The sequence below is a fragment of the Siminovitchia fortis genome (genome assembly GCF_003605365.2).
Classification (GTDB): domain Bacteria; phylum Bacillota; class Bacilli; order Bacillales; family Bacillaceae_C; genus Siminovitchia; species Siminovitchia fortis.
In genome coordinates this window covers 111,389-125,833 of sequence record NZ_QYTU02000002.1, presented here as the reverse complement: position 1 = coordinate 125,833, position 14,445 = coordinate 111,389, and the positions used below count along the sequence as shown (strand labels likewise).

Sequence of the window (14,445 nt, the reverse complement as noted above, 5' to 3'; positions counted from 1 at the left end):
ACACGGTAACTGGGTCGCGCCGCCAATGCCCCGCGTAAGGGTGAGAAGGTGAAACACGGTAACTGGGTCGCGCCGCCAAAGCCCGCACAAGGGTGAAAAAGTGAAACATGGTCACTGGCTCGAGCAGCCAAAGCCCGCACAAGGGTGAAAAGGTGAAACATGGTCACTGGCTCGCGCAGCCAAAGCCCGCACAAGGGTGAAAAGGTGAAACACGGTCATCGGCTCGAGCAGCCAAAGCCCGCACAAGGGTAAAAAAGTGAAACACGGTCATTGGCTCGCGTAGCCAACGCCTTAAATAGAAGAACCCTTAGAAAAACGATCATCAATTTGATAATCGCTTTTTCTAAAACCCTAATGTGGTATAAACGCCAGCTGATAGAAAAACAATACCGCAAATATATACAGAAGAGGATGCACGCTGCGCCATTTCCCTTTGACGATTTTCAATAACGGGTAGGAGATGAATCCAAGGGCGATGCCTGTTGCAATGCTGGATGTCAGCGGCATGCTCAATATGATTAAAAACGCAGGAAATCCCTCATCTATCTCCTTCCAATTGATCTCAGAGATAGCACCCATCATCAGGCTTCCGACAATGATGAGGGCAGGCGCTGTAATGGCGGATAGCCCCGATACCGCGCTGACAAGCGGGCCGAAGAAAGCTGCGGCGATAAACAGGACAGCAACGGTCACTGTTGTTAAACCTGTTCGGCCTCCTGCAGCTACGCCTGATGAAGATTCGATATAAGCGCTTGTCGGGCTTGTCCCGAACATGGCTCCAACAGTTGTGGCCACTGAATCTGCAAGAAGAGCCTGTCGGGCACGCGGGAATGAGCTGCCTTTCATCAACCCCGCCTGCTGGGCAACTCCGATCATCGTTCCGGTTGTATCAAAAATGGTGACAAGCAGAAATGAAAAGACGACAGCAAAAAGAAAATGTTGGAAAACGTCACTTATTGCGGCAATCGGATTTGTGACAAGCAAACCTTCCGGCAATGACGGCATCTGTACAAATCCTTGGTCAAATGACAATTGGCCAGTGAAATAAGCAACAACCGCCGTGATGATCATACCGATAAATAATGCTCCATGGACATTAAGCGCCATCAAAACAAGTGTAACCGCAAGCCCGAGCAGGGCCAGTAAGACGCCTGGGGAGTGAAGGTCGCCCAACGCTACAAGGTTCGAAGGATGGGCGACAATGATTCCGGTCAGTCTCATTCCGATAAATGCGATAAACAACCCGATACCTGCTGTAATTCCGTGTTTCAAATTGGCCGGTATCGCCTCAATCAATATTTTGCGAAAAGGGGTCAGGGATAAAATGATAAAAATCACACCGGCAACAAAAACTGCTGCAAACGCAGTTGTATAGGATATATTATGCGCTCCGACAACAGAATAGGCGAAATACGCATTCAATCCCATCCCCGGCCCAATGGCAATCGGATAATTGGCGGCAAGCGCCATCCACAATGTTCCGACAACAGTGGCAATGATGGTAGCTGTAAAAACCTGTTCAAAGGGAACACCCGCATCCTTTAAAATAATCGGATTGACAACCACAACATAAACCATTGTCAAAAAAGTTGTGACACCTGCCAGAATTTCTGTTTTAACGTCTGTTTTGTTTTCTGTTAATTTGAACATGAAGGAACCTCCGGTTAAAGTTTAACTGTCAAAGGGCAATCCTGGAAACAGGATTGCCCGGCATTTATACAAAAATATTTAAAAGGTAATAAATTAGTGCAGACAGCAAAATAGTAATCGGCAGCGTAATAAACCACGTGATGACCATCGTCTTGGCTGTATCCCATTTAACGCCTTTTACCCGGTGAGACGTACCGACGCCAAGGATGGAGGATGAAATGACATGCGTGGTGCTTACGGGCAAATGAATGTATGTTGCCCCAAAAATGATCAGAGCGGAACTTAGATCGGCAGCCACTCCATTTACAGGGCGGATCTTCATGATTTTACCGCCAACAGTTTTGATGATCTTCCATCCGCCGACTGAGGTACCCAGACCCATTGCTGTCGCACAGGAGAGCTGTACCCAATGCGGAATGTCGGTCGTTGCATGCAGGTTGTTGGCAATAAGGGCCATTGTGATAATCCCCATCGCTTTCTGGGCATCATTCATTCCATGGGTATATGCCTGCAGGGACGCAGTGAATATTTGGAAGTAACGGAAACGTTTATTCGTTTTCGCCAAATTAAAATTCTTGAAGCTGACCTTGAAAATGGAATAAATGATAAAGCCTACTACAAAAGCAATAATAGGCGAAAAAATCAGCGCTTCAATAATTTTGATAAAACCTTTAAAGTTAATCGATGCCATTCCTGCAGATGCAATCGCCGCGCCCGCAATCGATCCGATCAGCGCATGCGAAGAACTGCTTGGAATGCCAAAATACCAGGTGATCAAGTTCCAGGCTATGGCCGAAATCAGGGCTGCCATGATCACGATTGAACCATTTTGCAAATTGAAAGGGTTCACTATATCCTTTGTGATGGTCTGTGCAACGCCTGTAAATGTCATGGCTCCGAGAAAATTCATTGAAGCCGCAAGAACAATGGCGACACGCGGCCTTAGTGCTTTAGTCGAAACGGCTGTGGCAATCGCATTGGCTGTATCATGAAAACCATTGATAAAGTCAAAAGCAAGAGCAAGAATAACGATCAGTATGGTGATCAGTAATAATGAATCCATAAATAAAGACTCCCTTAAGCGTTTTTCATTATAATGCTTTCGAGTGTATTGGCGACGCCTTGGCAGTCGTCCGCGATTTGTTCCATATGCTCGTACACTTCTTTATATTTGATCAGCTGGATAGGATCTTTTTCAGTTGCAAATAGATGTTTCATGGATTCGCGTAATACATCATCGCATACTGATTCGTATTCTTTTATTTTGATGGCGTGAGGCCGGACTTCCGGAAGTTTTTTACTGAATAACAAACCGATGGAAATTTCAATTTCAATTGCACATTTTCGGATGGTTTCTACAAATTTGACAACATATTCATCGGCTTTGACAATATTATACATTTCAAACAGACCGGCTGTATGTTCCATGCCGTCAAGTACATCATCCATGATCATGGAAAGGTCCCAAAGATCTTCACGTTCAATCGGAGTAATAAAGGAGTTGTTCAATTCCTTTATCATTTCATGGACAAGTGAATCTCCGATATTCTCATATTCCTTCATTTTTTCGGCGAAAATTTTGGTGTCATCTTTGTTCCCAAGTTTATAGTCGGCGAAATAATCCGCACTCTCTTTCAAGTTTGCCGCAATTTTCTCCAATAATGTAGCAAACTTGTCTTTTTTCCTGTTAAAGACCATTAATAAATTCCCACCTTTTCCATGGTTATTATACCAAACGATTTTATTTTAGCTCATATTGATGAAAGTTAAAAGTTTCTGTCGAATAAATATTGTGAACAAATTATTCGTCTTCATGCCCGGTAACGGATACAATAAAAGAAAAGTCAAGGAGGGACTGTGTATGATCAATAATTTGCAAGATGTAAAAACACTGCATAACGGAGTGAAAATGCCGTACATAGGGCTTGGGGTCTATCTGATGAAAGAGGAAGAAGAAGCGGCTGCTGCGATAAAATATGCCATTGAGCACGGATACAGGTCTATTGATACTGCCCGTATTTATGAAAATGAACATGTTGTCGGCAGAGCGGTCAGGGAATCCGGAGTCCCAAGGGAAGAACTGTTTATAACTACAAAAGTTTGGAATACCGATCAGGGGTACGACTCGACGCTGAAAGCATTCGAACAGAGCTTGGAAAAGCTGGATATGGAGTATCTCGACCTTTATCTGATCCATTGGGCTGTAAAAGACAAATACAAAGAAACATGGCGCGCCCTTGAAAGGCTTTATGATGAAAAAGTGGTGAAGGCCATAGGTGTATGCAATTTTCAAATTCATCACCTGGAAGACCTGGCGGCCAGCAGCAATGAAAAGCCGGTTGTCAATCAGGTGGAACTGCATCCGCGCTTAACGCAGGAGCCATTGCGTGAGTATTGCGAGCAGAATGACATTGCCGTTGAAGCGTGGTCACCAATTGCGCGCGGCCGCCTTCTGGAAGAGCCGACATTGAAGCATCTTGCCGACAAGCACGGAAAAACCACAGCTCAGATTATATTGCGCTGGCACTTGCAAAACGGCCATATCATTATTCCGAAATCTGTACACGAAGAAAGAATCCGCGAAAATGCCGACTTGTTCGATTTTGAATTATCGATGAGTGACATGAATGAAATCAGTGCATTAAATATGGATGAAAGGTACGGGCCAGATCCCGACAATTTCAATTTTTCATAAAAGAGGCATATGGCCTCTTTTATGAACTTGAATAAAAATTCCATTTTATTTCCTGCCATTCCCATAAAAACAAAGATTAAACGTATGTTATTCTTAAAAGACCTATTACTATAGTTAAAGGCAGGGGCAGGCAATGAAAGTGGTTTTTGCGGCAAGCTTGGAACAAAAAAAGATGATCAATGATTTGATTGACCATCTTTATCATTCCGTATTCCCTTTATATTTTGAAGCGGGGGAAATAAAGGAGTTCATTCGCTGGGAGGTTTTGAAAGCTCCTGACGAAAAGGAGGAGTGGCTTGAAACTGCGGATGATGCGTTCCGTATCATTGCCGCACTCCAGGTGCTCATTTCTTTACTGGAATTGAAGTCCCTTCCCGGTGAGAATAAGGATTACGAAAATTTGTTTTATAAAAACAAATGGATATTGGAAAAATACCATATCTCTTTTCCGTTTACATACAGACAGTTTTCTTCTCTACATAATTCTGATTTGGCGTTATCCATGTTTACCAGCGCAGCCAATGAGTTTCTAATATGAAAAGGACCGGCAAAAGGACCGGTCCTACTTAACGTTTTCTTTTAACCAAGCTTCTATTTCGTCCTGTGATTGTTCTCCAACGAGCCTTGCATATTCTTTCCCATCTTTAAAGTGCATCAGGGTAGGGGTGTATTTGATCCTGTACTGGTCCCAACCATCTTTGAATTCCAGCAGATTGAATTGATAAACGTTTACGTCTGTCTTTTCCGCAGCCGGAATCAGCTCCGGTGTTGTTTTCATACAATGCGGACATTCGGGGCTGAAGAAGTAAACGGTCACGTCTTCTTTGTCTTTAAGTTTTTTCTTTAATTCATCAGGCAAAATGATGTTTTGATATAAAGGATCGTCCAGCAAATCTACAGTTAAGGGATCAAGGCTCTCCTTCTTATAAACATTTCCTTCCGATTTCTTCGCCTGCTGCCATTTGGTCAGGCCTGCTATGGCGGCAAATAAAGCAATTATGACAACCAAAAAAATAATTAATTTCTTCATGTACGGTCCACTCCCTTGGTCATTCTCAGCAACAGCAAACTAATAATGAAAATCAAGATAAAAGCAATAAGGGCAAGAAAAGGTATGGTGATAAAGCCAAACCAGTTAATGTATTGGCCGGTGCATGGAACACGGCCGCATGCCGGAGCGCTTGAAGTGAAAAAAGGAACTTTCTGGATTAAATAATGGTATAAGGAAACGCAAATTCCAATTCCGGAAAAGACAGCCGAATACAATGAAATGCCGTAATTTTTTTTAACCGAAGCAATCCCAAGTAGGATCGTTAAAGGATACATTAAAATCCTTTGGTACCAACAAAGCTCACAAGGCTCAAATTGCTTTATTTCGGAAAAATATAAACTCCCAAGCGTTGCAATAACTGAGACGGCCCATGCAAAAAAAAGCATATTTTCCTGATTTTTCGCCGATTTTGATTCCATCTGCATCCTCTGCCTTTAATAAGAATTATCTTGATTATAGTATTAATCCCTTATGCATGTAAAAAATATGGGAGCTTGTAACAGGATTGTTAAAGTTTTATGTAAAAAGCGGCTGCCAAAGATTGGCAGCCGGGGTTCACATTCGAATTAGCGGATATTCCTCAAAAATGTCCTTGCTGTCCACAACTGCTGCGGCATGCTCCAAAAAACGGAGCAGGGAAAATAGCCGGCGTTCAATCAGTGAGTAATCCCTGGAAAAATAATACGCATGCAAAAAGTGTTCAATTCTTTTTGAGAGCATGTCGTCTTTCGTCCTGACCATCAAAACGATTAAATTATCCCATTCGGACCGATGGGTATAATATAGGGCACGGTCATAATCCAGCAAATGAACTCCCTCCTTTTTTAGGAGTTGTATTTAGTATGGACAGCCGAAATGGATGTTTTGGCTGTAAATGTTGACATTGCCGCAGCATCCGCCTGCCAATTCATGATACGTATATATGGAAGTGCTTCAAGGAAAAATATGATGAATTGCTTTCGCTCCTTCATGATTGCCCTCTTTTATTCATACATTGTGGATAAGGGAGGGGAATTGCCAATGAGTGCGGATACGAAAGCGTTGCAAAATGCCATAAGTGAGATTACAGAAATCGCCAGCGGATTTGGACTTGACTTTTACCCCATGCGTTATGAAATTTGCCCTGCAGATATCATCTATACATTTGGAGCTTACGGAATGCCGACTCGTTTTTCCCACTGGAGCTTCGGAAAACAATTTTTCAAAATGAAGCTCCATTATGATTTCGGCCTAAGCAAGATTTATGAACTGGTCATTAATTCGAATCCTTGCTACGCTTTCCTGCTTGATTCGAATTCACTTATTCAAAATAAGCTGATTGTTGCCCATGTCCTTGCCCACTGCGATTTTTTCAAAAATAATGTCCGGTTCCGGAATACGAAACGGGATATGGTCGAAAGTATGGCTGCTACCGCGGAAAGAATCCGGCAATATGAAATTGAACACGGCAGGAGGGAAGTCGAGGAGTTCCTTGATGCCGTCCTGTCGATAGAAGAGCATATTGATCCCTCTTTGCTTCGTCCATCACTTGATTGGAAAATGGATGAAGAAGAGTGGGAGGAAGAAGAGGAGAAGCCGGTAACTGAATTTGACGATCTCTGGGATTTGGATGAAAAGCAGCCTAAGAAAGAAAGGAAAAAGCGGAAGAAAAAGTTTCCGCCGCAGCCGGAAAAAGACCTTATGCTTTTTATCGAGCAATACAGCAGGGAGCTATCCGATTGGCAGCGGGACATTATGACGATGGTACGGGAGGAAATGCTTTATTTCTGGCCGCAGCTCGAAACGAAAATCATGAATGAGGGCTGGGCTTCCTATTGGCATCAAAGGATCATCAGAGAAATGGATTTATCCAGCGATGAGGCGATTGAATTTGCGAAACTGAATGCGGGAGTCATTCAGCCGTCAAAAACGAGCATTAACCCTTACTACCTGGGGTTGAAAATTTTCGAAGATATCGAAAAGCGCTGGGACAATCCGGATGAGGAATTGAAAAAACAGGGAGTCGAACCGGGTTCGGGAAGAGAGAAAATGTTTGAAGTAAGGGAACTTGATTCGGACATCTCTTTCCTTCGGAATTACCTTACGAAAGAGCTTGTTACAAGGGAAGACATGTATTTGTTTCAGAAACAGGGCCGCGATTATAAAATTGTCGATAAAAACTGGAAAGAAGTAAGGGACCAGCTTGTCAATATGAGAGTCAACGGCGGCTTCCCATATTTGACCGTAAATGATGGGGATTACATGAAAAATGGGGAATTATACATCAAGCACTCTTATGAGGGCGTCGAACTGGATTTGAAGTATTTGGAAAAGGTGCTCCCGTACATTTACCAGCTTTGGGGGAGATCCGTCCATCTGGAGAGTGTTGTGGAAAACCGCCCAATGATCTTCAGCTATGACGGCAGAAATGTCCAGAGGAAATTTTTATGACAAAATTCGGGAAGTGACAGCAGTCGCCAAGCACACCATTACAGGTGTGCTTTCTTCAGTTTAAAGAATGAAAAAAGAGGAAGTATTACAGTAGAATGTAGCAGAGGGGGCTGAGATCGTGTTTTTGGACAGTTATGTAAACCAAAAGATTCAAATCAAGTTCAAGAACTTACCGGAATCCCTTTCAGGGCCTGTTACAGGCATTTATCACCCGGACAAATGGTGTATAGCAAAATTGATTTTTACAGAATCAATGGGGATTTGGGTTGAAAACCCGTGTTTTGAAAGGACAAAAGTAAAAGAAGATGACGGGAGTGATGTTCCGGCATCTGAACAATTTAAGGAGACCTGCCCTACACATCTATTGATTAAATGGGAGTATATTGACTCTATCATTGTATTCCCGGCTGATGAAATGCCTGGGGCCGGAAAAGAAGCCAAATTGATCGGCTTCCATTCATAATAGAGGCCGGGTGCACGAAATTCTCATGCACCCGGCCTATTTTTTTACAGAGTAAGCGTATAAGATTTTTCAGCTTTAAAACTTTGAACAAAGCCATTTGTTGTCTAGCTCCAGCGCCTATCGACTAGCAGACTTCGCACCTCCTCCTACGATAAGTCAACATCGGCTCGTTCCTCGCCGTGTTTCCTTTATCTCGTCGGAGGCACTCCAGTCTGTACGTCGATGGGCAAGGCGCTTGCGCTTTTCTAATTTTCCGAGTCCCGGTAAGTTTTCAAGGAAGTTTTTAATGATGCATATACGCCGACAGCGGCGTTTCCATAAAAAAAACCCATAAAGACGGCTCCCCAAAAATTAAATCGATGGGCGATAAAGAGAGCGAATGCCAATCCGAGAATATTGGCTACAGTCGGAATGAGAACTCGCGGAATCGGAAGCAGGATCTTGATGAACTGGGTGGCAATCAATACGGCCGGGACCGCAATGACTGAATCCCAGAAATTTGTATGTATGACCGGAAATGGCTCCATTTGATCACACCTTATTATCATAATAACTGATAGTATATCCTTAACTTTCACAGGATATGAGGATTCCTATACATTAGAAAGAAGCGCCGACGGCGCTTCCAAAACGTCTTAATAAACGTAAGATGTCCCGACAATAATTAATAGGATAAACAGGACAACAATCAAAGCGAAACCCATTCTCATTCCACTCATGAATAAACACCTCCTTATCTCTCCTGGAATATTGTATGAACAAGCAGTGCCTATTGCTTGGACAAATATAATGCATAAAAGAATTCCAATGCGAAAGACTTGATTAAAATACCATCTAGGGGTATGTTATTTATAAAAGATCAGTTCGGCTTTGAAACAGGTGGGTTTAACGCAGCTTGAAAAGCATGCTCATCATTGTGTTGCAGATGCTATCAAATCGGAGAAGGCGATGATACCATTGAAGAAATGATGAAGATTGTCAATCAACTGGTCAAGACATGATTAAGAAAGGAGGAATCCGATATGCCCAACAAATCATTGGACATACCTATAGAAGGCATGACATGTGCAGCCTGTTCGAACCGGATCGAAAAGGTATTGAACAGAATGCCGGGAGTTGAAGCGAATGTCAATCTTGCTTTGGAACAGGCATCTGTGACGATTACAGATGAGCAAGTTTCTGCTCAGGACGTTGCGAAAAAAATAGAAGACCTTGGATATGGGGTAAAAGCAGAACAGCTTGATTTAGATATATATGGAATGACCTGCTCAGCCTGTTCAGCAAGAATTGAAAAAGTACTGAATAAAATGGACGGAGTCCAATCGGCAACAGTCAATCTTGCTGCCGAGACCGCATCCGTAGCATTTGAGCAAGGTATAGCAACTGCTTCGGATATCATTGAAAAAATCCAAAAACTCGGATACGATGCCAAAGTGAAGACGACTCAGGCAGAAAAAACAGAGGCCAAATCGAAGGAATACGAGAAACAAAAAAAGAAATTCATTCTTTCCGCCCTATTTTCCTTGCCTTTGCTTTATACGATGCTGGGACATTTGCCTGGCAATTTGGCCCTTCCGGTTCCGGCTGTCTTAATGAACCCCTGGCTTCAGTTCATCTTGGCGGCGCCGGTCCAATTTTATATCGGGGGACAATTTTACAGAGGTGCCTATAAATCATTAAAAAATAAGAGTGCCAATATGGATGTCCTAGTGGCGCTTGGTACATCCGCGGCTTTCTTTTACAGTGTACTGGAAGGGATCCGCGCTTGGCTTCATCCGGGATATGAGCCGCATCTTTACTTTGAAACAAGTGCAGTGCTGATTACACTGATTCTGCTTGGCAAGCTTTTTGAAACGCGGGCGAAAGGAAGAACAACTGAAGCTCTCTCCCACTTATTAAGCCTGCAGGCAAAAAATGCGAGCGTGCTGAGAGGGGAAGAAGAAGAGCAAATACCTGTGGAGGATGTAAAAGCAGGAGATATTATCGTTGTCCGGCCGGGTGAAAAAATACCTGTAGACGGAGAATTGATCTTTGGTGAAGCGGCTATCGACGAATCGATGATCACAGGCGAATCAATCCCGGTAGAAAAAAGGCCGGGTGAAGAGGTTATTGGAGCGACAATCAATAAGCAAGGCATGATCCGGATAAAAGCAACGAAAGTCGGGAAGGATACGGCCCTTGCCGGGATTATTAAAATCGTTGAAGCGGCTCAGGGAAGCAAAGCTCCTATCCAGCGGATTGCAGACAAAATATCCGGGGTATTTGTACCGATCGTAGTAGGTATAGCCGTTTTAACCTTTTTGGCCTGGTTTATGATTGTGGAACCCGGAAATGCTGCCAAAGCGCTTGAATCATCGATCACTGTTCTTGTCATCGCATGTCCGTGTGCTCTTGGACTGGCTACCCCGACATCGATCATGGTAGGCTCCGGCAAGGGGGCGGAAACAGGCATCCTGTTCAAAGGCGGCGAGCATTTGGAAATGGCGCATAAAGTGAATGCGGTCATTTTGGATAAGACTGGCACAATTACGGTGGGAAAACCTTCGGTAACAGATATTGATTGTAATGATGAGGATGTTCTGGCTTATCTCGTTTCTGCCGAAAATGCCTCCGAACACCCATTGGCGGACGCCATTGTAAGGTATGGAAAAGAGCAAGGCGTTGAAATGAAACAGGTAACGGAATTTCAGGCAATCGCAGGACACGGAATCAGGGCTGTGATAGATGGCCGCCAAATTTTGGTCGGAACGAGAAAGCTGATGAGCGACAATCTTGTTTTATATCAGGAAAAAGTGAAAAAGGCTGAAGAATTGGAGACCCAGGGGAAAACAGTCATGTTTATTGCTGTGGACGGAAAATTATCAGGCATAGTGGCAGTTGCGGACACCGTGAAAGACCATGCAAAAGAGACCATCAGCCGTTTGAAGGAAGAGGGCATTGAAGTCCTCATGCTGACAGGAGATAATGAAAGAACTGCGAAGGCGATTGCGGGCCAGGTCGGTATTGATCGTGTTTATGCGCAAGTTTTGCCGGAACAAAAAGCGGAAAAGGTAAAAGAGCTGAAAGCTCAAGGGAAAACGGTGGCGATGGTAGGGGATGGCATCAACGATGCCCCGGCGCTTGCACTCGCTGACGTAGGGATCGCCATTGGAACGGGTACAGACGTTGCCATTGAAGCTGCTGATTTGACAATTCTCGGAGGAGATTTGCTTCTCATACCAAAAGCATTCCGCCTCAGCCATGCAGTGATGAGAAATATTCACCAAAACTTTTTCTGGGCCCTTGCCTATAACTCAGCCGGAATTCCAATCGCGGCGGCTGGACTGTTGGCCCCGTGGGTTGCTGGAGCGGCGATGGCCTTCAGTTCGGTTTCAGTTGTTTCCAATTCACTGCGTTTAAAAAGAGTAAAATTATAAAATCAGGAGGAGATTGAACATGCAAGAAACCGTATTAAAAGTAGAAGGAATGACATGCGGACACTGCAAACAATCAGTTGAAAAAGCATTAACAGCCCTAGCAGGGGTTGAAAAAGCCGAGGCAGACCTGGATGAAGGAACTGTTAAAGTTTCCTATGATCGTTCCAAAACGGATATCGGCAAAATGAAAGAAGCCGTAGAAGACCAGGGATATGATGTGGGCAAATAGGGATCAGCCAAAGTCAAAAATAACAAGGGGTGTGTTCAAGTGAAAGTTTTTGTAGCGGGTGCAAATGGACAAATCGGCCGTCATATTATGAAACTATTGAAAGACAGCGACGATTATACCGGTATTGCCATGGTTAGAAGCAAAGAACAGGCCGAAGCCTTCAGGGAGAAGGGGATAGAAGCGGTATTGGCAGACCTGGAAGGCAGTGTCGATGAATTGGCAGAGGCTATGAAGGGCTGTGATGCCGTCGTTTTCACAGCCGGTTCAGGCGGTCATACCGGAGCAGACAAAACACTGCTTATTGACCTGGATGGAGCGGTCAAAACGGTGGAAGCAGCCGAATTGGCAAACGTTAATCGCTTTATTATGGTCAGTGCTTTCCAGGCGAACAACCGTGAAAACTGGAATGAAAAAATCAAACACTATTACGCAGCCAAACATTACGCTGACAAAGCCTTATTACAAAGCGGTTTGACCTAAACGATTGTGCGGCCCGGCGGTCTTGTGAACGAGCCCGGGACCGGGAAAGTAAGTGCTGGTGAAAAAACAGAACGGGGCATCATTCCACGTGAAGATGTGGCCAAGGCAGTTGTTGCATGTTTAAAAGAAGAGCATACTCATAATAAATCGTTCGATCTTGTCTCCGGCGACACTCCTATTGAAGAAGCGTTAAAAAGAATCTAACCGGAATTGGCGGGGTGCGTGTGAATATCATCGATCTTCATTGTGATATTTTATGGAAGCTGTGGGAAAGCAAGGGTAAGCTTCGTTTCAATGATTCACCTGAACTTGATGCAAATAAGGAACGTTTGAAAAAGGGAAATGTGAAGGTTCAGTGCTTCGCTGTTTTCATTCCACCGGAAATTAAGACAACAGAGCAATTTCAGTCCGCCCTTGAGCAAATCAATTATTACTATACGGAAATCCTGGAAAATAACCCCGACATCATCCAGATCAGATGCTGGAAGGATATTCTGGATTTAAAACCCGGCCAAACAGGGGCTGTGCTTACACTTGAAGGGATAGATTGCATTGGTAATGACCTGCAGAAACTCAGTCTTCTAAATCATATGGGGGTCCGTTCTACTGGTCTTACCTGGAATTATGCCAACCTGGCTGCGGATGGGGCGGAAGAGCCGCGTGGAGCGGGTCTTACAACTTTTGGAAAGCAAGTTGTTCGTTTTAATAATCAGCGCAAGATGCTTACAGATGTTTCCCACTTAAGTGAGAGGTCCTTTTGGGACGTGATGGACCTTGCGGATTATCCAATTGCGAGCCATTCCAATGCAAAGGCACTATGCAGCCATCCAAGAAATTTGAAAGATAGGCAGGCTGAAGCCCTCTTTGAAAAAAACGGCATGGTCCATGTTGTTTTTTTTCCTGAATTCATAGCAGAAAAAGAAATAGTGACCATCCCGGATCTCATCAAACATATTGATCATTTCTGTTCGCTCGGCGGAGTTCGCCATATTGGATTCGGTTCTGATTTTGACGGAATCGATAGACATATTGCCGGTTTGGAAAATGCATCAAAATACCAAAATCTGATCAATGAGCTTTTAAAATATTACTCGGAGGATCAAGTACGGGGATTCGCCGGCCAAAACTTTTTAGAAACGGTCTCAAATTGGAAAATCTGAGCGGGCTTAATGAAAAAAATGTAAAAAAAAGTATGATTAAAACCGCCATGGGCAATATTAGTCCTATGGCGGTTTTTTTATTTGCCGTTTGGTAATCAAATAGGAAAATAAGGAGGCTGTTAAAATGTCAGAAAAAGATAAGGGCTTGACGCGCCGCGATTTCCTGAAAACCTCCGGAATTGCGACAGGAACGTTGATTGGAGGCGGTGTGCTCGGCGGATTGATCGGATATAACGCGAACAAACAACCCGATACTGCGAGAAAGGATCAGGGAACCGGCAAAGACAGGTCAAGCCCAAAAGGATTGCAGTTTTTCAAAAATTACAATGACTTTGAAGTGTTATCACAGGCAACCGAACGGATTTTTCCAAAGGATGATTTGGGTCCCGGTGCCATCGAACTGGGTGTCCCGTATTTTATCGACAATCAGCTTGCCGGAAGCTACGGTTTGAATGCAAGGGAATATATGCAGGGACCATTTGATATTGGGGAAATCACCCAGGGTTATCAAACTCCGATGAACCGTCAGGAGGCTTTTCTGCTTGGAATCAAAACGATGGACAAAGAAGCGCAAAATCGTTTTAAAAAAGGTTTTGCCAATTTAGAAGCCGATCAGATGGATGAAATATTGACGGACTTCCAAAAAGGAAAAGTGAAAATGGATGGAATCACATCCGACTTCTTTTTTACGCTGCTCAGGTCTGCAACACTGGAAGGAGCCTACGCAGACCCGATATACGGCGGCAATAACAATATGGACGGCTGGAGGATGAAAAACTTCCCGGGTCACCAGGCAGCATATATAAACGTCGTGGACAGTGACAAATTTCAAAAAATCAATCCCCAGTCACTGGCAAGTATGGATCATTAA

At 43.8% G+C, this 14,445-nt stretch carries 18 protein-coding genes and 1 pseudogene; 10 read left to right on the top strand and 9 right to left on the bottom strand.

Annotated elements, in window-relative coordinates; all coding sequences use genetic code 11:
• Positions 1-351: 351 nt before the first annotated feature.
• The 3 genes from D4N35_RS02340 to D4N35_RS02330 all read right to left on the bottom strand — a co-directional run bounded on the left by D4N35_RS02340 (position 352) and on the right by D4N35_RS02330 (position 3,348).
• Positions 352-1,650, bottom strand: coding sequence for an NCS2 family permease (locus D4N35_RS02340; RefSeq protein ID WP_120069373.1), 1,299 nt, complete (start codon positions 1,648-1,650; stop codon positions 352-354).
• 64 nt (positions 1,651-1,714) lie between these two features.
• Complete coding sequence (locus D4N35_RS02335) at positions 1,715-2,713, bottom strand: inorganic phosphate transporter (RefSeq protein ID WP_120069371.1); 999 nt, start codon at positions 2,711-2,713, stop codon at positions 1,715-1,717.
• Between the two features lie 14 nt (positions 2,714-2,727).
• Positions 2,728-3,348, bottom strand: coding sequence for a DUF47 domain-containing protein (locus D4N35_RS02330; protein WP_120069368.1), 621 nt, complete (start codon positions 3,346-3,348; stop codon positions 2,728-2,730).
• Between the two features lie 163 nt (positions 3,349-3,511).
• Here D4N35_RS02330 and D4N35_RS02325 point away from each other — a divergent pair, with 163 nt between their 5' ends.
• Together D4N35_RS02325 and D4N35_RS02320 are read left to right on the top strand one after the other, a co-directional pair.
• Entirely contained in the window at positions 3,512-4,345 is an 834-nt protein-coding gene (locus D4N35_RS02325) for an aldo/keto reductase (protein ID WP_120069365.1), read from the top strand.
• A 133-nt stretch (positions 4,346-4,478) separates the two neighbouring features.
• Positions 4,479-4,883 carry a DUF5365 family protein gene (locus D4N35_RS02320; protein WP_120069362.1) on the top strand — a complete coding sequence of 135 codons (405 nt, stop codon included), beginning with the start codon at positions 4,479-4,481 and terminating at the stop codon, positions 4,881-4,883.
• 24 nt (positions 4,884-4,907) lie between these two features.
• On the opposite strand, the gene D4N35_RS02315 is transcribed toward D4N35_RS02320, so the two are convergent.
• The 4 genes from D4N35_RS02315 to D4N35_RS18025 all read right to left on the bottom strand — a co-directional run bounded on the left by D4N35_RS02315 (position 4,908) and on the right by D4N35_RS18025 (position 6,367).
• The gene (locus D4N35_RS02315) at positions 4,908-5,375 is read right to left on the bottom strand and encodes a thioredoxin family protein (protein ID WP_120069359.1); all 468 of its coding nucleotides are present in this window, start codon (positions 5,373-5,375) and stop codon (positions 4,908-4,910) included.
• Positions 5,372-5,815 carry a disulfide oxidoreductase gene (locus D4N35_RS02310; protein WP_120069355.1) on the bottom strand — a complete coding sequence of 148 codons (444 nt, stop codon included), beginning with the start codon at positions 5,813-5,815 and terminating at the stop codon, positions 5,372-5,374. The genes D4N35_RS02315 and D4N35_RS02310 overlap by 4 nt, the downstream gene beginning before the upstream one ends.
• Before the next feature lie 136 nt (positions 5,816-5,951).
• Complete coding sequence (locus D4N35_RS02305) at positions 5,952-6,203, bottom strand: YhdB family protein (RefSeq protein ID WP_120069350.1); 252 nt, start codon at positions 6,201-6,203, stop codon at positions 5,952-5,954.
• A 17-nt stretch (positions 6,204-6,220) separates the two neighbouring features.
• Positions 6,221-6,367, bottom strand: a complete 147-nt coding sequence (locus tag D4N35_RS18025; protein ID WP_164876266.1) for a hypothetical protein — start codon at positions 6,365-6,367, stop codon at positions 6,221-6,223.
• Positions 6,368-6,416: 49 nt separating this feature from the next.
• Here D4N35_RS18025 and D4N35_RS02300 point away from each other — a divergent pair, with 49 nt between their 5' ends.
• On the top strand, positions 6,417-7,826 hold the full coding sequence (locus tag D4N35_RS02300; RefSeq protein WP_120069348.1) for a SpoVR family protein: 1,410 nt from the start codon (positions 6,417-6,419) through the stop codon (positions 7,824-7,826).
• Between the two features lie 118 nt (positions 7,827-7,944).
• On the top strand, positions 7,945-8,289 hold the full coding sequence (locus tag D4N35_RS02295; RefSeq protein WP_120069345.1) for a hypothetical protein: 345 nt from the start codon (positions 7,945-7,947) through the stop codon (positions 8,287-8,289).
• A gap of 245 nt (positions 8,290-8,534) precedes the next feature.
• Here D4N35_RS02295 and D4N35_RS02290 read toward each other — a convergent pair whose 3' ends face one another.
• Entirely contained in the window at positions 8,535-8,816 is a 282-nt protein-coding gene (locus D4N35_RS02290) for a hypothetical protein (RefSeq protein WP_120069341.1), read from the bottom strand.
• Between the two features lie 108 nt (positions 8,817-8,924).
• On the bottom strand, positions 8,925-8,999 hold the full coding sequence (locus D4N35_RS02285) for a YjcZ family sporulation protein (protein WP_164876267.1): 75 nt from the start codon (positions 8,997-8,999) through the stop codon (positions 8,925-8,927).
• Between the two features lie 160 nt (positions 9,000-9,159).
• Between D4N35_RS02285 and D4N35_RS18630 the strand changes: the two genes are divergently transcribed.
• The 6 genes and pseudogenes from D4N35_RS18630 to D4N35_RS02255 all read left to right on the top strand — a co-directional run bounded on the left by D4N35_RS18630 (position 9,160) and on the right by D4N35_RS02255 (position 14,445).
• A complete protein-coding gene (locus D4N35_RS18630; protein WP_164876265.1) occupies positions 9,160-9,258 on the top strand; it encodes a metal-sensitive transcriptional regulator in 99 nt (32 codons plus the stop codon).
• Positions 9,259-9,311: 53 nt separating this feature from the next.
• Positions 9,312-11,705 carry a heavy metal translocating P-type ATPase gene (locus D4N35_RS02275; RefSeq protein WP_120069333.1) on the top strand — a complete coding sequence of 798 codons (2,394 nt, stop codon included), beginning with the start codon at positions 9,312-9,314 and terminating at the stop codon, positions 11,703-11,705.
• A 19-nt stretch (positions 11,706-11,724) separates the two neighbouring features.
• On the top strand, positions 11,725-11,934 hold the full coding sequence (gene copZ / locus D4N35_RS02270; protein ID WP_120069330.1) for a copper chaperone CopZ: 210 nt from the start codon (positions 11,725-11,727) through the stop codon (positions 11,932-11,934).
• 39 nt (positions 11,935-11,973) lie between these two features.
• A pseudogene (locus tag D4N35_RS02265) lies at positions 11,974-12,618 on the top strand (SDR family oxidoreductase).
• A gap of 20 nt (positions 12,619-12,638) precedes the next feature.
• Entirely contained in the window at positions 12,639-13,574 is a 936-nt protein-coding gene (locus tag D4N35_RS02260; RefSeq protein ID WP_120069327.1) for a dipeptidase, read from the top strand.
• A 124-nt stretch (positions 13,575-13,698) separates the two neighbouring features.
• Positions 13,699-14,445 (top strand): gluconate 2-dehydrogenase subunit 3 family protein, encoded by a 747-nt coding sequence (locus D4N35_RS02255; RefSeq protein ID WP_120069323.1) that lies wholly within the window; start codon positions 13,699-13,701, stop codon positions 14,443-14,445.